This window comes from Enterobacter sp. SLBN-59 (assembly GCF_024807915.1).
GTDB classification, from domain to species: domain Bacteria; phylum Pseudomonadota; class Gammaproteobacteria; order Enterobacterales; family Enterobacteriaceae; genus Enterobacter; species Enterobacter asburiae_B.
This window is the reverse complement of sequence record NZ_JANUFI010000001.1, coordinates 3,933,758-3,957,848: the sequence shown is the minus strand read 5'-3', so window position 1 is coordinate 3,957,848 and position 24,091 is coordinate 3,933,758. Positions and strand designations below refer to the sequence as shown.

Genomic DNA, 24,091 nt, shown 5'->3' with positions numbered 1-24,091 from the left:
TCCTGATAAAAAAATGCCGGGTGGCGGCTTACGCCTTACCCGGCCTACAAAAGAGGGAAATCTTATCCGCCGTGCAGACGACGCGCGTCAATCACATCCGGCACCTGGTTCAGTTTGCCGAGCACGCGGCCCAGCACCTGCAGGTTGTAGATTTCGATGGTCATATCGATGGTGGCAAGCTGCTCGCGGGTATCGCTGCGGCTGGCGACGCCCAGAACGTTGACCTTCTCGTTGGCGAGAATGGTCGTGATGTCGCGCAGCAGCCCGCTGCGGTCGTTGGCAGTGACGCGCACCACCAGCGAGTAGCCGGCGGAATAGCTCTCACCCCAAACCGCTTCCACGATGCGCTCCGGCGCATGCGACTGCAGCTCGGCAAGCTGGTCACAGTCAGAACGGTGAATCGAAATCCCGCGTCCCTGGGTGATAAAGCCGACGATATCGTCGCCCGGAATAGGCTGGCAGCAGCGGGCAATGTGGTGCATCAGGTTACCTACGCCTTCAACCACCACGCGACCATTGTCTTTGCTGCGCTGCTGCGGGGCGTAGGTTTTCTGCTGCAGCTGCTTCAGCGCCGCCGCGTCCTGCTCTGCCGCGCTTGGCTTATTGAACTGCGCCTGCAGGAAGTTCACCATCTGATTCAGACGGATATCACCGCCGCCAATGGCCGCTAGCAGCTCATCAAGCTCGTTGAAGTTGTAGCGCGGCAGCAGGAATTTCTCCGCCTCTTTCAGGCTTATCCCGATATGCTCCAGCTCGTCGTCAAGGATCTGGCGACCGGCAAGGATGTTCTTGTCACGATCCTGTTTACGGAACCAGGCGTGAATTTTCGAGCGCCCGCGGCTGGTGGTGACGTAGCCCAGGTTCGGGTTAAGCCAGTCACGGCTCGGGTTGGGCTGCTTCTGGGTAATGATTTCAATCTGGTCACCCATCTGCAGTTGATAGGTGAACGGTACGATACGTCCGCCAATTTTCGCCCCAATGCAGCGGTGCCCCACATCGCTGTGGATGTGGTAGGCAAAATCGAGCGGCGTAGAGCCCGCCGGCAGGTCGACAACGTCCCCTTTTGGGGTAAAGACGTACACGCGATCGTCAAAGACCTGGCTGCGCACTTCGTCGAGCATCTCGCCGGAGTCGGCCATCTCTTCCTGCCACGCAATCAGCTTACGCAGCCAGGCAATGCGGTCTTCGTGGCCAGAACGCGCTCCGCCGGACGTGCCTTCTTTGTATTTCCAGTGCGCGGCCACGCCCAGCTCGGCGTCCTCGTGCATCTGTTTGGTGCGAATCTGAATCTCGACCGTTTTGCCGCCAGGGCCAAGCACAACGGTATGGATAGACTGATAGCCGTTCGGTTTGGGGTTGGCGACATAGTCATCGAACTCATCGGGAAGATGACGGAAGTGAGTGTGTACTATCCCCAGCGCGGCGTAGCAGTCCTGCAGACGCTCCGCCACGATACGCACGGCGCGCACGTCAAACAGCTCGTCAAAGGCGAGGTGTTTCTTCTGCATTTTGCGCCAGATGCTGTAGATATGCTTAGGCCGACCGTAGACTTCGGCGCGCACGTTCTCTTCTTTCATCGCCTGGCGCAGCCCGCCGACAAATTCCTCGATATAGTGCTCGCGGTCGATACGGCGCTCGTGCAGGAGTTTGGCAATACGTTTATATTCCGCCGGGTGCAGATAGCGGAAGCAGTAATCTTCCAGCTCCCATTTCAGCTGACCAATCCCTAAGCGGTTCGCCAGCGGCGCATAGATATTTGTACACTCTTTGGCCGCCAGCACGCGCTCGTCTTCCGGCGCATCCTTCACCTCACGCAGATGAGCAATACGCTCGGCAAGCTTGATAACCACGCAGCGGAAATCATCCACCATGGCCAGCAGCATCCGGCGTACGTTATCGACCTGCTCAGAGGAGACGGAATCGGTGTGCGCGGCTTTGAGCTGGCGAATGGCCGCCATATCGCGCACGCCGTGGATCAGCTCGACGACGGATTTCCCGACGCTGTCGCGCAGCACGTCTTCGCTGACCACGTCCGCATCCGCGAGGGGGAAGAGAAGCGCGGCCTGCAGCGTTTCAATATCCATGTTCAGCATGGATAAGATTTCCACCATCTCCACGCCGCGCCACAGGAGAAGATCGGCGTCGGGATGCCCCTGCGTGGTGCGCAGACAATAGGCCCAGGTTTCGGTTAAGCGTTCACACGACTGCTGGCTGGAAATTCCCAGACTTGCGATCCATTTTTGTGGGTCAAATTCCCCAGCTTTATTGAGATGTGCACTTCTTACCGCAACCATTGTCCTCTCCTTTAGGGACCTGGGCCTGTCGAAGTCGACAAGCCAAACAAATTAGATGTGCTCGAACAACACCATCGATTCCAGATGTCCAGTGTGCGGGAACATGTCCAGCATTGCCAGACGCTGAATCTGGTAACCCGCGCTGATTAATGCCTCGCTGTCCCGGGCAAGCGTTGCCGGGTTACAGGAAACATAGACCACACGCTTCGGCGCGAGTTTAATAATATGTGCCATCACACCCGGGGCACCGGCCCGCGCCGGGTCGAGCAAAATTTTATCAAAGCCCTGTTTTGCCCACGGCTGTTGGGTGACATCTTCTTCAAGATTGTGATGAAAGAATGTCACATTTTGCAAGCCGTTCTGCTGCGCGTTCTCCTGCCCTTTAGCCACCAGCGCCTCGACGCCTTCCACGCCGACGACGCTGGCCGCTTTTCGCGCCAGCGGCAGCGTGAAGTTGCCCATTCCGCAGAACAGATCGAGCACCCGATCGCTTTTCTGAACATCCAGCCACGTCAGCGCTTTCTCAACCATCAGTTGGTTAACGCCGTCATTCACCTGAATGAAATCCCGCGGGCTGAACGTTAAGCGTAGCCCGTTTGACGCATACCAGGGCGCCTCACCGGTAACCTGCTCAAGTATCTCGCTTTGTGGGGCAAGGAAAAGCGCCAGGTCGTGGGAATGCGAAAAGCGTTCCAGTTTTTCGCGATCTTTTTTCGACAGCGGCGCGGTATGGCGCAGGACCATCAGCGGTCCATTGTTGGCCATGACCAGTTCGACATGTCCGAGGTGGCGAACGCCGTCCAGTTCAGAGAGACAGGTGCGCACCTCCGGAAGCAATGCTTCAAGATGGTGCACCAAAATAGGGCACTGCTGCACATCGACAATGTCACTGGAACCGGCCTTGCGAAACCCCATCTCAAGACGAGCCGTTTTTGGCTGATAGCTGAGGCTCAGGCGCGCGCGTCGCCGATAGCCCCAGGGCGCATCGGCGAGAATTTCGTTAACGTCATGTTTAAGCTGACGCGCCAGCGCGCGGCTTTTGCTTTTTTGCTGTAATTCTGTGCTCGCATGCTGTTGCTGGCAGCCTCCGCAAACGCCAAAATGTGGGCAGCGGGGCTTCACGCGCTCCGGGCTATCGTTGAGGCGACGCTTAACCTGTCCGCGCGCGAACTGGCGTTTATCTTCCGTCAGCGTAATTTCTGCTCGTTCTGTCGGCAGTAAACCTGTTATAAACAGAGCCTTACCGTTGTGACGTGCCACTCCCTGACCAAACGGATCGAGGTCCGAGGCTTCAACAGTAATGATTTGACGCGTCGTCACGCGTCGCTTTGCAGAGTAGAATTGCGCCATCGCCGAGATTTATCTCACATAAACATAATTATCTTAATTGTCCCATAACGGAACGCCATGACCAACTACAGCCTGCGCGCGCGCATGATGATTTTGATCCTCGCCCCCACCGTTCTCATCGGTTTGCTGCTGAGTATCTTCTTTGTGGTGCACCGCTATAACGATTTGCAGCGGCAGCTTGAAGATGCAGGTGCCAGCATTATCGAACCGCTTGCCGTTTCCAGCGAGTACGGCATGAACCTGCAAAACCGCGAATCCATTGGCCAGTTAATCAGCGTGCTCCACCGCCGTCACTCGGACATCGTACGCGCCATTTCCGTTTACGACGAACATAACCGCCTGTTTGTCACCTCGAATTTTCATCTCGATCCGGCGGCCCTGAAGATCCCGGACGGTACGCCATTCCCGCGCCACCTCACCGTCTTGCGGCGCGGCGATATCATGATCCTGCGCACGCCGATCGTGTCGGAAAGCTATTCACCCGATGAGTCTGCGCAATCCGATGCCAAATCCAGCAACAATATGCTGGGATATGTGGCGCTGGAGCTGGATCTCAAGTCGGTCCGGCTACAGCAGTACAAAGAAATTTTTATCTCTGGCGTGATGATGCTGTTCTGCATTGGCATTGCGCTGATCTTCGGCTGGCGCCTGATGCGCGACGTGACGGGCCCCATCCGCAACATGGTTAATACGGTTGACCGCATCCGCCGGGGACAGCTCGACAGCCGGGTGGAAGGGTTTATGCTGGGCGAGCTGGACATGCTGAAGAACGGCATCAACTCGATGGCCATGTCGCTGGCGGCGTATCACGAAGAGATGCAGCACAACGTTGACCAGGCCACGTCCGACCTGCGCGAAACGCTGGAGCAGATGGAGATCCAGAACGTTGAGCTGGATCTGGCGAAAAAACGCGCCCAGGAAGCGGCACGTATTAAGTCGGAATTCCTGGCCAATATGTCGCACGAGCTGCGTACGCCGCTCAATGGCGTGATCGGCTTTACCCGCCTGACGCTGAAAAGCGAGCTCAACCCGACTCAGCGCGATCACCTGCACACCATTGAACGCTCGGCCAACAACCTGCTGGCGATCATCAACGACGTGCTGGACTTCTCCAAGCTGGAAGCGGGCAAGCTGATCCTGGAAAGCATTCCGTTCCCGCTGCGCAGTACGCTCGATGAGGTGGTGACGCTGCTCGCGCACTCGTCGCACGACAAGGGCCTTGAGCTGACGCTCAACATTAAAAACGACGTGCCGGATAACGTCATTGGCGATCCGCTGCGCCTGCAGCAGGTCATTACCAACCTTGTCGGGAATGCGATTAAATTCACCGAAAGCGGTAACATTGACATTCTGGTAGAAAAACGCTCTATCAGCAGCAATAAGGTGCAGATTGAAGTCCAGATCCGCGATACCGGCATCGGTATTCCTGAGCGGGATCAGTCGCGTCTGTTCCAGGCGTTCCGTCAGGCGGACGCCAGTATCTCCCGCCGTCATGGCGGTACCGGCCTGGGGCTGGTGATCACGCAGCGCCTGGTGAACGAGATGGGCGGCGATATCTCTTTCCACAGCCAGCCGAACCGCGGTTCAACCTTCTGGTTCCACATTAATCTGGACCTCAATCCGAACGTTTTGACCGATGGCCCGGTGACGGACTGCCTGAAAGGCAAGCGCCTGGCCTACGTCGAACCTAACGCGGCGGCAGCGCAGTGTGCGCTCGATATTTTAAGCACCACGCCGCTGGAGGTAGTTTACAGCCCAACCTTCTCAGCGCTTGCCGTTGAGCATTACGATATTCTGCTGATGGGGATCCCGGTCACCTTCACCGGCGAACTGACCATGCAGCAGGAGCGGCTGGCGAAAGCCGCCTCAATGACCGACTATCTGCTGCTGGCGCTACCCTGCCATGCCCAGATTAATGCAGAGGAGTTGAAAAACGACGGAGCCGCCGCGTGTCTGCTTAAGCCGCTCACCTCAACCCGCCTCCTGCCCGCGCTCACGGAGTATTGCCGTCTTAGCCAGCATGCTCTCCCTCTGATTAACGACGAGCAAAAATTGCCGATGAGCGTGATGGCGGTGGATGATAATCAGGCCAACCTGAAGCTGATTGGCGCATTGCTTGAGGACCAGGTTCAGCACGTTGAGCTCTGCACCAGCGGCGCGCAGGCGGTTGAACAGGCGAAGCAGATGCAGTTCGATTTAATCCTGATGGATATTCAGATGCCGGGCATGGATGGCATTCGGGCCTGCGAGCTGATCCACCAACTGCCGCACCAGCAGCAAACCCCGGTCATTGCGGTCACCGCGCACGCGATGGCCGGTCAGAAAGAGAAGCTGCTGAGCGCCGGAATGAATGACTATCTGGCGAAGCCCATCGATGAAGAGAAACTTCATAACCTGCTGTTACGCTATAAGCCGGGTCACATTAGCGGGACGTACACGGTTTCCAGCGAGCCGGTTGAAATCAGCGTCAACCAGAACGCGACCTTTGACTGGCAGCTCGCGCTGCGCCAGGCGGCAGGTAAACCCGATTTAGCCCGCGAAATGCTGCAAATGCTGGTCGCCTTTCTGCCGGAAATTCGCAATAAGGTAGAAGAGCAGCTGGTGGGTGAAAATCCGGAAGCGCTGCTGGAGGCGATCCACAAGCTGCACGGCAGCTGTGGGTACAGCGGCGTACCGCGGCTGAAAAACCTTTGCCAGCTGCTGGAGCAGCAGCTGCGTGCCGGCACGCCGGAATCGGAGCTTGAACCGGAGTTCCTGGAGCTGCTGGATGAGATGGATAACGTAACGCGCGAAGCGATGAAGTTGCTGGGAAGCTGAGATAAAAGCCCGGTGGCGCTACGCTTACCGGGCCTACAATTGCGGGTGCGGCCTGATGCCCTCACCCACAGGGAGAGGGAGAACTACATTCCCTGCCCCACCTTCAGCACCGCCGCGATATTCCTTGCGGCCATCCTGACGTTCTCGCTGGCATTTTCCAGCGCATCCTCCAGCGAGCAGATGGTGTAGATCACGCTAAACACCGCATCAATGCCGTGATCGTGTACCACGCCAACGTCCGCCGTCAGGCTGCCTGCAATGCCGATGACGGGTTTGTTAAAGCGTTTCGCCACTTTCGCCACGCCCACCGGGACTTTGCCGTGGATCGTCTGGCTGTCGATGCGGCCTTCTCCCGTGATCACCAGATCCGCATCGGCCACCTGGTCGGCCAGGTGTAGCGCATCGGTCACGATCTCAATGCCCTGGCGCAGCTCCGCGCCGCAAAAGGCGTACAGCGCGGCCCCCATGCCACCAGCCGCGCCGCCGCCAGCAAGGTTTAGCACGTCGATATCCAGATCCCGGGCAATGACTCTCGCATACTGCGCCAGCGCGTTGTCCAGGGTGACGATCATCTCGGATGTGGCCCCCTTTTGCGGGCCAAATACGGCTGACGCGCCATCCTTTCCGGTGAGCGGATTCGTCACATCACAGGCGACCTCTATCCGGCACTCCGCCAGACGTCTGTCCAGCCCGCTCAGGTCGATACGCGCGAGTTTTCCCAGCTCGCCCCCGCCCTGCCCAAGGGGCTGCCCGCTGTCGCCCAGCAGCTTTGCCCCCAGCGCCTGCACCATCCCTGCTCCGCCGTCATTGGTGGCGCTGCCGCCAATGCCGATGATGATATGCTTAACGCCCGCATCCAGCGCGTGACGAATAAGTTCGCCCGTGCCCCATGAGGTGGTTTTCAGGGGATTACGCTGCGAAGGGACGACCAGCTCCAGGCCGCTTGCCGCCGCCATTTCAATAAAGGCACTTTGCTCGTCACCGGATAAGCCATAAAACCCTTCCACGCGCTCACCCAGCGGGCCGGTCACCGGAACATGCACAATGCGTCCCTGCGTTGCCGCGATCATCGCCTCAACCGTCCCTTCGCCACCGTCCGCAACCGGCAGTTTGACGTAAACCGCCTCGGGAAAGATCTCGCGAAAACCACGTTCTATCGCTGTCGCAACCTCAAGCGCACTCAAACTTTCCTTATACGAGTCCGGTGCGATAACAATTTTCATAAGCCATCCTTACGCATAGTCGTTACGTTAAGCATACACCACGTAAAAGACCGCTTGTGGGAGCGGTCCCAATGCGTTTATCGTACCATGCACGGGCGTTTATTGTCGAATGTCCAGTCAGGGATCAGATACTGCATCGCCATGGCGTCGTCACGCGCGCCCAGACCGTGTTTTTGATACAGCTCATGGGCTTTCATGACCTGGTTCATATCCAGCTCAACCCCCAGACCCGGCGTGGAAGGCACCTGCACCATGCCACCTTTGATCTCAAACGGCTGCTTAGTCAGACGCTGGTTACCCTCCTGCCAGATCCAGTGCGTGTCGATAGCGGTAATCGTGCCCGGCGCGGCGGCGGCAACGTGCGTGAACATCGCCAGCGACACGTCGAAGTGGTTGTTAGAGTGCGAGCCCCAGGTCAGGCCAAACTCGTGGCACATTTGCGCCACGCGCACCGACCCCTGCATCGTCCAGAAGTGCGGGTCCGCCAGCGGAATGTCGACAGACTGCAAGGACAGGGTGTGTCCCATCTGACGCCAGTCGGTGGCAATCATATTGGTCGCGGTCGGCAGCCCCGTTGCGCGGCGAAATTCCGCCATGACTTCACGTCCTGAGAAGCCTTGCTCAGCCCCACACGGATCTTCCGCATACGCCAGAACGCCTTTCAGCTGTTTACCGATCGCAATGGCCTCATTTAGCGACCACGCGCCGTTCGGATCCAGCGTCACGCGCGCCTGCGGGAAACGTTTTGCCAGCGCGGTAACGGCTTCCGCCTCTTCCTCACCGGCAAGCACGCCGCCCTTCAGTTTGAAATCATTAAAGCCATATTTTTCGTACGCGGCTTCCGCCAGGCGCACCACCGCATCCGGGGTCATCGCCTCGTCGTGGCGAAGTCGGTACCAGTCGCATTGTTCACCCGGCTGGCTCTGATAAGGCAATGGCGTCAGCCTGCGGTCGCCGACAAAGAACAGATAGCCCAGCATTTCCACTTCGCTGCGCTGCTGCCCCTCGCCCAACAGCGACGCAACGTTAACGCCCAGATGCTGACCCAGCAGATCCAGCATCGCGGATTCAATCCCGGTCACCACGTGAATGGTGGTGCGCAGGTCGAAAGTCTGCAGGCCACGCCCTCCGGCATCGCGATCGGCAAAGGTATTGCGCACGGTGTTGAGGACATTTTTATACTCACCCAGCGTTTTGCCCACCACCAGCGGAATGGCATCTTCAAGCGTCTGGCGGATCTTCTCCCCGCCCGGAATTTCGCCCACGCCCGTATGCCCGGAATTGTCTTTGATAATGACAATATTGCGGGTGAAGAATGGCGCATGCGCGCCGCTCAGGTTCATCAGCATGCTGTCATGGCCCGCAACCGGAATGATTTGCATGGAAGTGACGACAGGGGTCGTAAAAGTACTCATCGTGTAATCCTTTTATCAGTGACGTCCAAAAACAGGGCGCTTACGGTCAAATGTCCAGCCGGGGATAAGGTACTGCATCGGGCCCGCGTCGTTACGCGCGCCGCCCGGTAGCTTTTTATACGCCTCATGGGCTTTATGGATCTGATCCCAGTCAATCTCCACGCCCAGGCCCGGCGCATCCGGTACGGCAATCTTGCCGTTGATGATTTCCAGCGGATTTTTCGTCAGGCGGGCTTCCCCTTCCTGCCAAATCCAGTGGGTATCGATGGCGGTCGGGTTACCCGGCGCCGCCGCGCCAACGTGGGTAAACATCGCCAGCGAAATATCAAAGTGGTTGTTAGAGTGACAGCCCCAGGTCAGCCCCCAGTCATCGCACAGCTGCGCCACGCGCACTGCACCTGAAAGCGTCCAGAAGTGAGGGTCCGCCAGCGGAATGTCGACGGCGTTCAGCATCACCGCATGACCCATTTCACGCCAGTTGGTGGCGATCATATTGGTCGCGACAGGCAGCCCGGTGGCGCGACGAAACTCGGCCATGACTTCACGGCCCGAGAAGCCTTGCTCCGCACCGCAGGGGTCTTCCGCATAGGTCAGGACATCCTCCAGCCCTTTGCACAGGCTAATCGCTTCCTCCAGCAGCCAGGCGCCGTTGGGATCGACGGTGATCCGCGCATCAGCAAAGCGTTTTTTCAGCGCCCGGGCCGTATCAATCTCCTGCTCGCCGGGCAGCACGCCGCCCTTCAGTTTGAAATCCTTAAAGCCGTAGCGATCCTGCGCCGCCTCGGCCAGATGCACGACCGCGTCGCTGGAGAGCGCTTCCTGGTGGCGCAGGTGATACCAGTCGTGATCGCCCGTGGATCGAGCCAGATAAGGGAGGTCGGTCTTATAGCGATCGCCAACGTAGAACAGATAGCCCAGCACGGTGACCGCATCACGCTGTTTGCCGGGCCCCAGCAGCTCGCAAACCGGAACATTGAGCGCCTTACCCAGTAAATCGAGCAGGGCGGCCTCCAGCGCGGCGACCGCGTTGACGCGCAGTTCAAACGTCCAGGCACCTTTACCGAACGTATCAAAGTCTGCCGACTGATTGCCCTTATGCACCCGCTGAACCACCTTGTTCAGACGGGCGACCTCCTGGCCCACCACCTGCGGAATGGCATCGACCAGCGTCTGGTAAATCACCTCTCCGCCCGGGGCTTCGCCCACGCCGGTATGCCCTGCGCTGTCTTTCAGCACGACGATATTACGGGTAAACCAGGCGCTATGCGCCCCGCCGATATTGAGCAGCATGCTGTCCTGCCCGGCCACCGGGATGACCTTCATCTCCGTAACGGTTGGGCTCGATTGCGTTGTCATTATCCACGCTCCGCAACAGGTTTAAGTTCGACGCGTTTGATATCCCCCACCAGCACCAGGTAACTCAGCACCGCCACCAGCGCATGCACACCTACGTAGATTAGCGCACCGTTGAAAGAGCCGGTGGTACCGACGATGTAGCCGATAGCGATGGGCGTAACAATCCCGGAGATGTTGCCGAACATGTTGAACAGGCCGCCGCTCAGGCCGCTGATCTCTTTCGGCGCCGTATCCGCCATCACCGCCCAGCCCAGCGCGCCAATGCCTTTGCCGAAGAAGGCCATCGCCATAAAGCCGATAATCATCCATTCAGCGTTGACGTAGTTACAGAACACCATGGTCATGGAGAGCAGCATGCCGAGCACAATCGGGGTTTTACGCGCAATGTTCAGCGAGCCGGTACGGCGCATCAGCCAGTCGGAAATCACTCCGCCGAGCACGCCGCCGACGAAGCCGCAGATTGCCGGGACCGACGCGACAAATCCCGCTTTCAGAATCGACATGCCGCGTGCCTGCACCAGGTATACCGGGAACCAGGTGATGAAGAAGTAGGTTAAGGCGTTAATACAGTACTGGCCCAGATAGATGCCGATCATCATGCGCGAGCCGACGAGCTGCTTGATCTGCGCCCATTTCTGGCTGAACGGGACTTTTGCTTTTGCGGATTTCTGATCCATATTGATCAGCGCGCCGCCTTCCGCGATGTACTCCAGCTCTTTTTTGTTCACGCCAGGATGCTGATTGGGTTCGTGGATCACTTTCAGCCAGACGAAGCTGATGACGATCCCAAGCCCGCCCATGAAGAAGAAGACGTGCGACCAGCCCACCTCATGCGTCAGCCAGCCCATGATTGGCGCGAAGATCACCGTCGCGAAGTACTGTGCGGAGTTGAAAATCGCCACCGCCGTTCCCCTCTCCTGCGCCGGGAACCAGGCAGCGACAATACGGCTGTTCCCCGGGAAGGAAGGTGCTTCCGCTAAGCCTACCAGGAAGCGCAGCGTGAAGAGCGCCACGATAATGCCGAAGCCGCTGAAGATATCGACGAAACCCTGCAACAGGGTAAACATCGACCAGATAAAGATGGACCAGAAATAGACGCGTTTAGATCCAAAACGGTCCAGCAGCCAGCCGCCAGGAATTTGCCCGATGACGTAGGCCCATGAGAATGCGGAGAAAACGTAACCCATGCCCACCGGATCAAGGCCGATATCTTTTGCCATTTCCGAACCAGCAATCGACAGCGTGGCGCGGTCACCATAGTTAAAGGATGTGACGATAAACAGCATCACCACTATCCAGTAGCGGGCATTAGTGCGCTTTTCAGCGCTGCTCGCTGCGTGGCTTAATGTACTCATTGTTGCACTCCTGAAACATAGCTTTCGCCTGGTTCATTCTGTACAGCACCGGTAGGGTAATCAGAATGAGATTGGTGTTTTGTCGTTTTGGTACGGCCTGACGCCGTTTTATAGTGACCGGGAAAGTATATGAAGGAGTGGTACGTTCTCTCACCGTGCAAAAACACAGTATTGAAGGGTGCATGAGAGGTTGTTTATGGCATAAGCCCAGGGGAATGGAAGGTGGTTCACGGATTTGGCGTTTGGAGCGGGGTGTATCGCCGGGTGGCGGCTATGCCTTACCCGGCCTGAAAAACCCGCAGGCCCGCGCAAGCGAAGCGCCGCCGGGCAGAGTGTTATTTGAGAAGGGAGGCCCAGTTCTCCACCCACGGGTTCGATTCGCTTTCGGGTTCAGGATGCTCACCGGCATCAATCAGCAGCATCTCGCCGACGCGCTGGGCGCTCTGCTCCTGAAGGAGCGCATCGAACTGCTTGCCGCCGCCGCAGAAGTTGGCGTAAGAGCTGTCGCCCAGGGCAATGATGCCGTAGTGTACGTCCGGCTGATAGCCAAGCTGGTCTTTAATGCCCTGAAACAGCGGCACGATGCTGTCCGGCAGATCGCCCTGCCCGGTGGTGGAGGTCACCACCAGAATGTATTTATCTTTATACTTTTCCCAGTCTGCCAGTTCCGGATCTTCATAGACCGTGGCTTTATGGCCCTGGCTGGCGAGTATTGCCTCAGCCTCTTCCGCTACCAGCAGCGAGTTGCCGTACATTGTGCCGACAAAAATGCCTACTTCAGCCATGATATTTTCCCATAATGAATGCGTTTACCGTTCATCCTGAACGTTGCCCGATACAAACTCAACCCTTTCATTTTCGGGGAGTTGTCCCAGCCAGCCAAACTGTGACAGCGCCTGCATCCAGACGTCGTCCAGCCCCGCACGGATGGTCAGCGGTTCGCCGGTAAACGGGTGCGTCAGGCTCAGCTCGCTGGCGTGCAGCATCAGACGATGGCAGCCAAAGTGTTCGGCCGCACTGCGGTTCTGGCGCAAATCACCGTGTTTGCTGTCACCAATAATCGGGTGGCGCAGGTGCGCAAGATGGCGTCGCAGCTGGTGCTTACGCCCGGTTTTAGGCAAAAGCTCAACCAGGCTGTAGCGTGTGGTCGGGAATTTGCTGGTTGCAACCGGCATTTCGGTCGTCGCCATGCCGCGATAATCCGTTACTGCGGGCTGCGAACCTTTGTCATCGCGGGCAAATTTATCGGCGATTTTGTCCAGTTCCTCCACCAGCGGATAGTCCAGCGTGGCGGCTTCCGTCAGCCAGCCGCGCACGATCGCGTGGTAGCGCTTTTGCATCTGATGCTGTTCAAACTGCTGTGACAGCAGACGCCCCGCCTCGCTGGAAAGCCCCATCAGCAGCACGCCGGAGGTCGGCCTGTCGAGACGATGGGCGGTAAAAACATGCTGACCAATCTGGTCGCGAACGGTCTGCATCACCACCACTTTCTCATCGCGATCGAGCCAGCTACGGTGTACCAGCCAGCCTGACGGTTTATTCACCGCCACCAGCCACTCGTCCTGATAGAGGATCTCAAGCGTCATGCATCTTCACCGGCAAACAGGGCATCCAGTTTTTCCAGTTCGACCAGCATCACGTCGCGCGCAGGGTGGGTCGTCTCGAGCGCCATTTCATAATAGGGAGAGACAGCAAACGCCTGCGGAAGCGGGTGACCGCCCTCAAGCAGGGCGTGCATGCGCGGAATTAACACCCACTGCAGCCATTCAAACGGGGCCAGCGTATCCAGGCAGAAGGGCTGAGTGCTCGCGAACGCTTCTGGCTGCGGCGCGGTCTCCTGCCACAGCTGATGTTGGCGCAAAAGGGCTTCGATGGCGTGCAACTGAGCACGAACGCTATCGTGTTGCGTCATAGTAACCTCAACTGAAAAAGTGAACGGCGCGCAGCATAGCATTGCGGAAGGCAGAAATAAAAAAAGGGAGCACTGTAAAAACAGTGCTCCCGGTTCGTTTCGCAGCATTCCAGCTACAATTCGTGCTCCCTGCTCATCCGTGACAACTTTTCCTGACGCCCGAAGGCCTGGTCATCCGTAAGCCGATGCATCCTGCACACATCTTCCTGACGTGTTTGTCTCATCCTGAAACGTCCCGGCCTTCCTGACCCACCGACCATCCTGACCGGCTCTCGTTCTCCTTCCTGGAGGTGTCCCTTACGCATCCTGCGTTATCCACTTCGCTTCATCCTGAAGCCTTCCTGAAGCGCCATCCTGACGAGTCCTGTGTGAGAAACGCCATCATCCTGATGTTCGTTTCTCGTGTCGGCGTCCTGTCGACAGAAATAGAATCCGCTATTCCGCTTCGTCTTACAACCCACCCTTTCTGGGTTGTAAGCCGTAAGAAATCCCTAAAAACAATACGATGAACAGGTAATTCATTGAAAAACAGAGCGATATTAATCTGAATTAAATGAGGTAATACTGAATCTTCAGCGATCTCTCACAAACGTTGTAAGAGATCTCTCACACGCGCTATAGCATCATGGATTACAGAAGTGGCTCAAGTCGGGTAAGGAAATCCGCAAGAGAGGGGGCGAGAGTCTCGCGATTGCGGGTGCCGATAGTCTCTTTAACCACTTCACCTGACAGGTTACAGACGGATAACACATCCAGTTCGCTGTCCAGCGTGGCAATAAAGAGCGTCGGAGATAGCTTCAGGCGTTTTTGCGTGACCAGGTGACCAATCAGGTTTTCCTGAACACGCTGCAGATCGTCTTCGCTCCAGGTCTGCAACAGCGTCAGCGTGATATCAGCAAAGCGCGCAGGCATATCCCCTGCGAACTGCGTGGTATAAAATGCATGAACCGCTGGTTGTACCACAATGTCCATTGCCCGCTCAACCGCATTTACATTTTGCTCGCCGTCGAAAGGTTTTGGTTGCCAGATAACGTAATCGTCGACTGAAGAGATAATGCACGGCGAAGGTACGCCATACAAATCAGCACTTTGCGGCCATGTCTGGTCCTTTTCATGCCATGCGTCGCAATAGCGGGTCGTGAAGCTAGTGAGGGCATTTGCAGTTTCGATGTCCACCGATTTCTCTCTTCTTGTCAGACAGGATAAACTCAGGCCATAAGTGTACCTGTAAAGTGGCTATGAAACATGTCTTACGAAAATCATCAGGCGTTAACCGGCTTAACGCTGGGTAAATCGACCGATTACCGCGATACCTACGATGCAAGCCTGCTGCAGGGCGTGCCGCGCAGCCTGAACCGCGATCCTCTGGGCCTGCATGCAGACGCATTGCCGTTTGTCGGCGGTGACATCTGGACGCTGTACGAACTCTCGTGGCTTAACGCGCGCGGTCTGCCGCAGGTGGCGGTGGGCCACGTTGAGCTGGATTACGCCAGCGTTAATCTCGTGGAATCCAAAAGCTTTAAGCTCTATCTCAACAGTTTTAACCAGACAAAATTCAGCAGCTGGGACGACGTTCAGCACACCCTGGAACGTGATTTAAGCGCCTGCGCGCAGGGAAAGGTGAGCGTTTCACTGTATCGCCTGCACGAACTGGAAGGGCAACCGGTCGCCCACTTCAACGGGACCTGCATCGACGATCAGGATATCGAGGTGGAGAATTATGAATTCAGCGCCGATTACCTCGAAAACGCGGCGAGCGGAAAGGTGGTCGAAGAGACGCTGGTCAGCCACCTGCTGAAATCCAACTGCCTGATCACCCACCAGCCGGACTGGGGTTCGGTGCAGATCCAGTACCGCGGCCCGAAAATTGACCGGGAAAAGTTGCTGCGCTACCTGGTGTCGTTCCGCCATCACAACGAATTTCACGAGCAGTGCGTGGAGCGTATCTTTAGCGATATTCAGCGTTTTTGCCAGCCAGAAAAACTAAGCGTTTACGCGCGCTACACCCGCCGTGGCGGTCTGGACATCAACCCGTGGCGCACCAACACCGATTTTGTGCCAGCAACGGGGCGGCTGGTGCGTCAGTAATATAAATATTTTCACAATATGCGCGGTATCTTCCGCGCTTTAGGTTGTGAAACGTCACGCGCCAGGGCTATTGTAATCAACAGGGAAAGACGATAATCGTCCCGTAAGGAGCTCACTTGATTACACATATTAGCCCGCTTGGCTCAATGGATATGTTGTCGCAGCTGGAAGTGGACATGCTTAAGCGCACGGCCAGCAGCGATCTTTATCAACTGTTTCGTAACTGTTCACTTGCCGTACTGAACTCCGGAAGCCTGACAGATAACAGTAAAGAACTGCTGTCCCGCTTCGAAAGCTTTGATATCAACGTGCTGCGCCGCGAGCGTGGCGTGAAGCTTGAAGTCATCAACCCGCCGGAAGAGGCCTTTGTCGACGGCCGTATCATTCGTTCACTTCAGGCTAACCTGTTTGCCGTGCTGCGTGACATCCTGTTTGTTAACGGGCAGATCCACAACGCAGGCCGTTTCCAGCATCTCGACCTGGAAAGCTCGGTCCATATCACCAACCTGGTGTTCTCCATTTTGCGTAACGCCCGTGCCCTGCACGTTGGCGAAGCGCCGAACATGGTCGTCTGCTGGGGCGGTCACTCCATTAACGAAACCGAATACCTTTATGCGCGTCGGGTGGGCACACAGCTTGGCCTGCGCGAGCTGAATATCTGTACCGGCTGCGGTCCGGGTGCGATGGAAGCGCCAATGAAAGGTGCCGCAGTGGGACACGCGCAACAGCGTTACAAAGAGGGACGGTTTATCGGCATGACCGAGCCGTCGATCATTGCCGCTGAGCCGCCTAACCCGCTGGTTAACGAGCTGATTATCATGCCGGATATCGAGAAACGTCTTGAAGCGTTTGTCCGTATCGCCCACGGCATTATCATCTTCCCGGGCGGCGTGGGGACAGCGGAAGAGCTGCTCTATCTGCTGGGTATTCTGATGAACCCGGCCAACAAAGATCAGGTTCTGCCGCTGATCCTGACCGGTCCAAAAGAGAGCGCCGACTACTTCCGCGTGCTGGACGAGTTTATCGTGCACACGCTGGGCGAATCCGCGCGTCGTCACTATCGCATCATCATTGACGATGCCGCAGAAGTGGCGCGCCAGATGAAAAAAGCGATGCCGCTGGTAAAAGAAAACCGTCGCGATACCGGCGATGCGTACAGCTTTAACTGGTCAATCCGTATCGCGCCGGATCTGCAGATCCCGTTCGAGCCAACGCACGAAAATATGGCGAACCTGAAACTCTATCCGGACCAGCCGGTGGAAGTCCTGGCTGCCGATCTGCGTCGTGCCTTCTCCGGGATTGTGGCGGGCAACGTCAAAGAGATGGGCATCCGCGCTATTGAACAGTACGGTCCGTACAAGATCCACGGCGACCCGGAGATGATGCGTCGCATGGACGACATGCTGCAGGGCTTTGTCGCTCAGCACCGCATGAAGCTGCCGGGCTCAGCCTATATTCCTTGCTACGAAATCTGCACATAACGCTCAACAGCATCTCATCAAAGCCGGGTCGCCCTGTTGCGCGTCCCGGCTTTTTTTATTACGAGGTAATTCATACGCATCACTTATGTCTTTTACAAACTATGCGCAAACGCAAACGATTACCTTGTTTTTTCAACCGTAAATTATCAGCCTTAATCCAAATTACCTGCCAGAAAATACTAAAAACCCATTTCTTTACAGCTAAAGACACCTATATCACGGGCCAGTCTTTCAGCTCACATGTCGTTGGTGGTAGCCTTCGCGCCCGTAAATTCTCTTTGACGTTTTTTTAACAGATAAATGGTCTAAAGATGCCCACATCATAAGTGGATTATTGCATTTGGGATCAGGATCACTGATAGATTCATAACTAGAATGTATCTTTCCGCCCGCCAATAGTTACGGGCGAAAATTATTAAAAAACCGTCACTGAACGAATTTCATATTACCGTCAGGCACTTTTTCATCGGATTTGACTAAAAACCTGACAATTTGCTTCCTCCAGGAGATACAGATGGAAACCACTCAAACCAGCACCGTTGCTTCGATTGAATCCCGAAGTGGTTGGCGCAAAACGGATACCATGTGGATGCTTGGCCTTTACGGCACAGCAATCGGCGCTGGTGTACTGTTCCTTCCTATCAACGCAGGCGTCGGCGGTCTGATCCCGCTGATCATCATGGCTATCATTGCTTTCCCGATGACCTTCTTCGCACACCGCGGTCTGACCCGCTTCGTGCTGTCCGGTAAAAATCCGGGCGAAGACATCACTGAAGTTGTTGAAGAGCATTTCGGCGTTGGCGCAGGTAAACTGATTACCCTGCTCTACTTCTTCGCGATTTACCCTATTCTGCTGGTCTACAGCGTGGCGATCACCAACACCGTTGAAAGCTTCATGATGCACCAGCTGCACATGACGCCGCCGCCGCGTGCGATTCTGTCGCTGATCCTGATCGTGGGCATGATGACCATCGTTCGCTTCGGTGAGCAGATGATTGTGAAAGCAATGAGCGTACTGGTCTTCCCGTTCGTTATTGCTCTGATGGTACTGGCTTGCTACCTGATCCCACAGTGGAACGGTGCAGCGCTGGAAACCCTGTCCCTGAGCAGCGCATCGGCAACCGGTAACGGCCTGCTGATGACCCTCTGGCTGGCAATTCCGGTGATGGTGTTCTCCTTCAACCACTCTCCAATCATCTCTTCTTTCGCCGTGGCGAAACGTGAAGAGTACGGTAATGGCGCAGAGAAGAAGTGCTCCAGCATCCTGGCGCGCGCTCACATCATGATGGTACTGACCGTAATGTTCTTCGTCTTCAGCTGCGTACTGAGCCTTTCCCCGGTGGATCTGGCGGCAGCGAAAGAGCAGAACATCTCTATTCTGTCTTACCTGGCGAACCACTTTAACGCACCGGTCATTGCGTGGATGGCACCAATCATCGCGATTATCGCCATCACCAAATCCTTCCTGGGCCACTACCTCGGCGCGCGTGAAGGCTTCAACGGTATGGTGATTAAATCTCTGCGCGGTAAAGGCAAGAGCATTGAAATCAACAAGCTGAACAAAATCACTGCGCTGTTCATGCTGCTCACCACCTGGGCGGTAGCGACCCTGAACCCAAGCATCCTGGGCATGATTGAAACCCTGGGCGGCCCGGTCATCGCGATGATTCTGTTCCTGATGCCGATGTACGCGATTCAGAAAGTCCCTGCTATGCGCAAGTACAGCGGTCATGTGAGCAACGTGTTTGTGGTTATCATGGGTCTTATCGCAATCTCTGCGATCTTCTACTCCCTGTACACCATGTTCTGATTATCACCCGCGCCGTCTTCGGACGGCGCACTCCTCCCTCTCTGACTGAAAGCAATGGACGCATCATGATTAGCGTATTCGATATCTTCAAAATCGGTATTGGTCCTTCCAGCTCTCACACCGTCGGACCAATGAAAGCCGGTAAGCAGTTCACGGATGACTTGATTGCACGCGGCATCTTGCATGACATTACCCGCGTGGTTGTCGATGTATACGGCTCGCTTTCCCTGACCGGGAAAGGCCACCATACCGATATCGCCATTATCATGGGCCTGGCGGGAAACCTGCCGGACACCGTTGATATTGATGCGATCCCTGGCTTCATCCAGGATGTGAACACCCACGGTCGCCTGCTGCTGGCGAACGGTGAGCATGAGGTTGAATTCCCGGTTGACCACTGCATGAATTTCCATGCGGACAACCTGTCGCTGCACGAAAACGGCATGCGCATTACCGCGCTGGCCGGCGACAAAGCGGTATACAGCCAGACGTATTACTCTATCGGCGGCGGTTTTATCGTCGACGAAGACCACTTTGGTCAAACCAATACCTCTTCTGTCGAAGTGCCGTATCCGTACAAAACGGCGGCGGATCTTCAGCGTCACTGCCAGGAGACGGGCCTTTCCCTCTCCGGCCTGATGATGAAAAACGAGCTGGCACTTCACAGCAAAGAGGAGCTCGTACAGCACTTCACTAACGTCTGGGAAGTGATGCGCGGCGGTATCGAGCGAGGGATCACCACCGAGGGCGTTCTGCCGGGCAAGCTTCGCGTGCCGCGTCGTGCTGCTGCGCTGCGCCGTATGCTGGTGAGCACCGACAAAACGACGACAGACCCGATGGCCGTCGTAGACTGGATCAACATGTTCGCGCTAGCGGTGAACGAAGAGAACGCTGCCGGGGGCCGTGTGGTCACCGCGCCGACTAACGGCGCCTGCGGTATCGTTCCGGCGGTGCTGGCGTACTACGACAAGTTTATCCGTGAAGTGAACGCGAATTCGCTGGCGCGCTACCTGCTGGTCGCCAGTGCGATTGGTTCGCTGTATAAGATGAACGCGTCTATTTCCGGTGCGGAAGTGGGCTGTCAGGGTGAAGTCGGCGTGGCGTGCTCCATGGCGGCGGCGGGTCTGGCCGAACTGCTGGGTGCAAGCCCGACACAGGTGTGCATTGCTGCGGAAATCGGCATGGAACATAACCTTGGGCTGACCTGTGACCCGGTTGCCGGACAGGTACAGGTACCGTGCATCGAACGTAACGCGATTGCCTCCGTGAAGGCGGTGAACGCGGCACGTATGGCGCTGCGCCGCACCAGCGAGCCGCGCGTCTGTCTCGATAAGGTTATCGAAACCATGTACGAAACCGGTAAAGATATGAACGCCAAATACCGCGAAACCTCTCGTGGCGGCCTGGCGATGAAGATTGTGACCTGCGATTAAGCCTCTCAGGAAGCCTCGTTTTGCGAGGCTTCTTCCTGTTTTCCCCACCATTCATAGTTTCACGCTGCTGACAGTGTTACCCTTTACGCATGAGATAGAAGGGAGATTATCTGTGGCCGTTCATTTACTTATCGTCGATGCTCTTAACCTGATCCGCCGTATCCATGCGGTACAGGGGACGCCTTGTAAAGACACCTGTCTGCACGCGCTGGAACAGCTTATTCGCCACAGTGAACCCACCCACGCGGTCGCGGTATTTGATGACGAAGCCCGCAACACGGGCTGGCGACACCAGCGTCTGCCCGACTACAAAGCCGGACGCGCCCCGATGCCGGACGATCTTCACGCTGAATTGCCCATGCTGCGCGCTGCATTTGAACAGCGGGGCGTTCCCTGCTGGGGTGCACAGGGAAATGAAGCCGACGATCTCGCGGCCACCCTGGCCGTAAAGGTGGCAAGCGCCGGACATCAGGCCACTATCGTTTCAACTGACAAAGGCTACTGCCAGCTGCTCTCGCCGACTATCCGCATTCGCGACTATTTTCAAAAACGCTGGCTGGACGCGCCGTTTATTGCCAGCGAGTTCGGCGTCTCGCCTGAGCAACTGCCGGATTACTGGGGGCTGGCAGGCATCAGCAGCTCTAAGGTTCCGGGTGTCGCCGGTATTGGGCCGAAGAGCGCCGCGCAGCTGCTGAAGGATTTTCAGAGTCTGGAAGGGATTTACGCCCGTCTGGATGAAGTGCCGGAAAAGTGGCGCAAGAAGCTGGAGGCGCATAAAGAGATGGCGTTTATCTGCCGGGAAATCGCAACGCTACAGACGGATTTACAGCTGGACGGGAATTTACAGCAGTTGAGATTAGAGCGTTAACGCTTTTCTGTAGGCCCGGTAAGCGTAGCGCCACCGGGCAAAACAAAGCACGTACTATCGCTCGTCGCGACGTCCGCCAACCGCAGCCCACCAGCGACGAATATGCACCGTCACCTCTTCACGGTCGTGATACAGCTGACGCGCCTGGATCTCCACGTTAATACCGTGCTCGTCCATCTGCTCCTGAATGTAGGCCAGGTTCTGCGATACTTCCTCATAGCGCTTTTTCATCGGCAGCTTGAGGTTGAAAATGGTCTCACGACACCAGCCGTTCACCAGCCAGGAGGCCATCAGCGCGGCGACTTTTGCCGGCTTCTCAACCATATCGCACACCATCCACGAGATGTTGTTACGGTTCGGGCGATAGCGGAAACCGTCTTCACGCAGCCAGGTGACCTGCCCGGTGTCCATCAGGCTTTGCGCCATTGGACCGTTATCAACGGACGATACCCACATATTGCGTTTCACCAGCTGATAGGTCCAGCCGCCCGGGCACGCGCCAAGGTCGACGGCGTACATGCCGTTTGCCAGACGTTCATCCCACTCATCCGCCGGGATAAAGACGTGGAACGCCTCTTCCAGCTTGAGCGTGGAACGGCTTGGCGCATCGGACGGGAAGCGCAAACGCGGAATGCCCATAAAGAAGGGAGAGTTGTTGGTGGTGTACGAATAGCCTGTATAGCAGCAGCCCGGTGCGATAAAGAAGATATGCACCACCGGACGCTTCGGCGTTTCGTAGTTCGTCAGCACGCCCGCATCACGCAGCGCCGCACGCAGTGGCACGGTGAACTTACGGCAGAACTTCATCAGCTCTTTACTTTCGTTGGTATCCGCCACTTCAACGCGCAGATCGCCGCCCTTCTCCACCACGCCCTGCAGCATGCCGACAATTGGCGTGATGCGGTCTTCCGGCGGAAGATCCTTCAGCAGCTCACCCGCGACAAACATCTGGCGAGCAAAGATCAGCGAGCTGAACGGCAGCTCGCGCGCCAGCTTGTCTGCGTCTTCAGGCTGATAGCACTCGAATACCACATAGCCCGCGTTTTCTTTTACGCGGGCAAAGCCGAAGACTTCGCGCTTCGCCGCTTTATCGGTAATTTCCGCGGCGCACTCTTTCTCAAACCCCGGGCGACAATATAAAACAACCTTATTCATGAACAACGCCCTTGCGTTTCAGACGGATAGCTCCGATAAACATTAATACCCAACCCGCCAGGAAGCTGAAGCCGCCGACAGGTGTAACGAACGCCCACAGGCGCAAATGTGAGAGCGCAAGGCAGTACAAGCTACCGCTGAACAACACGGTACCCAGCGCCATAAACACGCTGCTCCAGTAAAACCAGATACTGATACGACGCTGCATCGCCACCGCCAGCCCAAAAATAGCCAGCGTGTGGAACGCCTGATATTCAAGGCCGGTCTGGATCCAGCCCATCTCTACTGCGCCTAAAGACTTGCTTAATACATGTGCGCCAAAGGCGCCCAGTGCAACAAAAATAAAGCCACTCACCGCGGCAAAAATCAGCATGAATCGGCTGGTCATGTTTAAGTCCTGAGTTGATGCGTGCCCGGCACACAAACGTTATTGCTCATACCTGAAGCGGAATTTTTCTTGCTCGGTTGCCGCTTTCGCCAGTATCCACTGCCGGAAGGCGGCTATTTTACCCAGTTCTGCCTGACTGTCATGACAAACCAGATAAAACGCATTCTTGCTGACCAGTACATCATTAAAAGGGCAAACCAGGCGGCCTGCCTCAATTTCGGACTGCGCCATGACGTTGTTCGCCAACGCCACGCCCTGCCCGTGAATGGCAGCCTGTAACACCATCGCACTGTGGCTAAAAATGGGTCCCTGCTGCACGTTAATATGTGTAAGACCTAATTGACGGGTATAAGTTTGCCAGTCGCGGCGAGAGGCATCATGCAAAAGCGTATGCTGAGCCAGGTCAGCGGGTGACTTCAGCGCCTTCTCACCTGTTAACAGCAGGGGAGAACAGACCGGCAGGAGATATTCTGCGTATAATTTTTCAACGCGCAAGCCCGGCCAGTTACCGCGACCATAAAAAATGGCGACATCCACGTCATCGGCCAGCTTGTCCTCCTGACGATCTACCGCCTGGATTCGAACGTCGATCCCCGGATAAGCTGAGTTAAAGCTTGAGAGTCTCGGCACCAGCCAATGAATGGCAAAACTGGGCAATAAACTGACGGTCAGAGCACCTTTTGCACTGCGAGCCTGCAGCTTACGCGTGGCTTCCGTAAGCTGGGAAAAAATCTCTTTAATATCCTGAAAATAGCTCTGCCCCTCTTCGGTCAACAGCAACGAACGGTTGCGTCGACGAAACAGCTTAAGGCCCAGAAAATCCTCAAGAGACTTGATTTGGTGACTTACTGCGGCCTGTGTCACAAAAAGCTCATCTGCCGCGCGGGTGAAGCTCAGGTGACGTGCTGCTGCATCAAAAACACGTAATGCATTAAGGGGTGGCAATCGCTTTGACATGGTTATCTGGCTTAGATGTTAACGGATTTTAACAAACAGGAAACAACGTTTAACCTATTAGTTTTTTTTATCTGAGCCATTATAATTTGTCCGTTGAGGAACTACCAGCAAATACCTATAGTGGCGGCACTTCCTGAGCCGGAACGAAGAGCTTTTTTCGGAATGCGTGTTCTGAAGGGCTTTTGGCTT

General features: G+C 56.3%; 19 protein-coding genes. 6 read left to right on the top strand and 13 right to left on the bottom strand.

Features of this window, described 5'->3' with window-relative positions:
* Nucleotides 1–62: 62 nt before the first annotated feature.
* Both relA and rlmD read right to left on the bottom strand, forming a co-directional pair.
* On the bottom strand, nucleotides 63–2,294 hold the full coding sequence (gene relA, locus M2422_RS18880; protein ID WP_029741552.1) for a GTP diphosphokinase: 2,232 nt from the start codon (nucleotides 2,292–2,294) through the stop codon (nucleotides 63–65).
* A 51-nt stretch (nucleotides 2,295–2,345) separates the two neighbouring features.
* Nucleotides 2,346–3,644 (bottom strand): 23S rRNA (uracil(1939)-C(5))-methyltransferase RlmD, encoded by a 1,299-nt coding sequence (gene rlmD / locus M2422_RS18875; protein ID WP_064673512.1) that lies wholly within the window; start codon nucleotides 3,642–3,644, stop codon nucleotides 2,346–2,348.
* Between the two features lie 57 nt (nucleotides 3,645–3,701).
* Here rlmD and barA point away from each other — a divergent pair, with 57 nt between their 5' ends.
* Nucleotides 3,702–6,461, top strand: coding sequence for a two-component sensor histidine kinase BarA (gene barA / locus M2422_RS18870; RefSeq protein ID WP_064673511.1), 2,760 nt, complete (start codon nucleotides 3,702–3,704; stop codon nucleotides 6,459–6,461).
* Between the two features lie 83 nt (nucleotides 6,462–6,544).
* Here the strand turns inward: barA and M2422_RS18865 are convergent, their stop codons facing one another.
* The 8 genes from M2422_RS18865 to syd form a co-directional block, all read right to left on the bottom strand.
* Nucleotides 6,545–7,684: a glycerate kinase gene (locus M2422_RS18865; RefSeq protein ID WP_064673510.1), complete on the bottom strand. Its 1,140-nt coding sequence runs from the start codon at nucleotides 7,682–7,684 to the stop codon at nucleotides 6,545–6,547.
* 77 nt (nucleotides 7,685–7,761) lie between these two features.
* Complete coding sequence (gene gudD, locus M2422_RS18860; protein WP_064673509.1) at nucleotides 7,762–9,099, bottom strand: glucarate dehydratase; 1,338 nt, start codon at nucleotides 9,097–9,099, stop codon at nucleotides 7,762–7,764.
* A gap of 15 nt (nucleotides 9,100–9,114) precedes the next feature.
* Entirely contained in the window at nucleotides 9,115–10,455 is a 1,341-nt protein-coding gene (locus tag M2422_RS18855; RefSeq protein WP_259141897.1) for a glucarate dehydratase family protein, read from the bottom strand.
* A complete protein-coding gene (gene gudP / locus M2422_RS18850; protein WP_023309021.1) occupies nucleotides 10,455–11,810 on the bottom strand; it encodes a galactarate/glucarate/glycerate transporter GudP in 1,356 nt (451 codons plus the stop codon). Before gudP ends, M2422_RS18855 begins: the two co-directional genes overlap by 1 nt.
* A gap of 335 nt (nucleotides 11,811–12,145) precedes the next feature.
* Nucleotides 12,146–12,595, bottom strand: coding sequence for a flavodoxin (locus M2422_RS18845; RefSeq protein ID WP_023294459.1), 450 nt, complete (start codon nucleotides 12,593–12,595; stop codon nucleotides 12,146–12,148).
* Nucleotides 12,596–12,619: 24 nt separating this feature from the next.
* Entirely contained in the window at nucleotides 12,620–13,396 is a 777-nt protein-coding gene (truC, locus tag M2422_RS18840) for a tRNA pseudouridine(65) synthase TruC (protein WP_033146427.1), read from the bottom strand.
* Nucleotides 13,393–13,722 (bottom strand): YqcC family protein, encoded by a 330-nt coding sequence (locus M2422_RS18835; RefSeq protein WP_033146428.1) that lies wholly within the window; start codon nucleotides 13,720–13,722, stop codon nucleotides 13,393–13,395. The genes truC and M2422_RS18835 overlap by 4 nt, the downstream gene beginning before the upstream one ends.
* Before the next feature lie 630 nt (nucleotides 13,723–14,352).
* On the bottom strand, nucleotides 14,353–14,898 hold the full coding sequence (gene syd, locus M2422_RS18830) for a SecY-interacting protein (protein WP_064673507.1): 546 nt from the start codon (nucleotides 14,896–14,898) through the stop codon (nucleotides 14,353–14,355).
* A 69-nt stretch (nucleotides 14,899–14,967) separates the two neighbouring features.
* On the opposite strand from syd, the gene queF reads away from it, so the two are divergent.
* The 5 genes from queF (at nucleotide 14,968) to xni (ending at nucleotide 21,402) form a co-directional block, all read left to right on the top strand.
* Entirely contained in the window at nucleotides 14,968–15,810 is an 843-nt protein-coding gene (gene queF / locus M2422_RS18825; RefSeq protein ID WP_039263341.1) for an NADPH-dependent 7-cyano-7-deazaguanine reductase QueF, read from the top strand.
* A gap of 116 nt (nucleotides 15,811–15,926) precedes the next feature.
* A complete protein-coding gene (gene ppnN / locus M2422_RS18820) occupies nucleotides 15,927–17,291 on the top strand; it encodes a nucleotide 5'-monophosphate nucleosidase PpnN (RefSeq protein ID WP_047060004.1) in 1,365 nt (454 codons plus the stop codon).
* Nucleotides 17,292–17,805: 514 nt separating this feature from the next.
* Complete coding sequence (locus M2422_RS18815) at nucleotides 17,806–19,101, top strand: HAAAP family serine/threonine permease (RefSeq protein ID WP_029741560.1); 1,296 nt, start codon at nucleotides 17,806–17,808, stop codon at nucleotides 19,099–19,101.
* 65 nt (nucleotides 19,102–19,166) lie between these two features.
* Nucleotides 19,167–20,534, top strand: a complete 1,368-nt coding sequence (locus M2422_RS18810; RefSeq protein ID WP_064673506.1) for an L-serine ammonia-lyase — start codon at nucleotides 19,167–19,169, stop codon at nucleotides 20,532–20,534.
* Nucleotides 20,535–20,646: 112 nt separating this feature from the next.
* Nucleotides 20,647–21,402 (top strand): flap endonuclease Xni, encoded by a 756-nt coding sequence (xni, locus tag M2422_RS18805; RefSeq protein WP_048979245.1) that lies wholly within the window; start codon nucleotides 20,647–20,649, stop codon nucleotides 21,400–21,402.
* Between the two features lie 54 nt (nucleotides 21,403–21,456).
* Here xni and rlmM read toward each other — a convergent pair whose 3' ends face one another.
* From rlmM to gcvA, 3 genes are read right to left on the bottom strand one after another with little or no spacing between them, the layout of a single operon-like run.
* Nucleotides 21,457–22,557 carry a 23S rRNA (cytidine(2498)-2'-O)-methyltransferase RlmM gene (gene rlmM / locus M2422_RS18800; RefSeq protein WP_023309030.1) on the bottom strand — a complete coding sequence of 367 codons (1,101 nt, stop codon included), beginning with the start codon at nucleotides 22,555–22,557 and terminating at the stop codon, nucleotides 21,457–21,459.
* Nucleotides 22,550–22,945, bottom strand: a complete 396-nt coding sequence (locus M2422_RS18795; protein ID WP_023309031.1) for a DUF423 domain-containing protein — start codon at nucleotides 22,943–22,945, stop codon at nucleotides 22,550–22,552. Before M2422_RS18795 ends, rlmM begins: the two co-directional genes overlap by 8 nt.
* A 39-nt stretch (nucleotides 22,946–22,984) precedes the next feature.
* Complete coding sequence (gene gcvA / locus M2422_RS18790; protein WP_023309032.1) at nucleotides 22,985–23,902, bottom strand: glycine cleavage system transcriptional regulator GcvA; 918 nt, start codon at nucleotides 23,900–23,902, stop codon at nucleotides 22,985–22,987.
* Nucleotides 23,903–24,091: the final 189 nt, after the last annotated feature.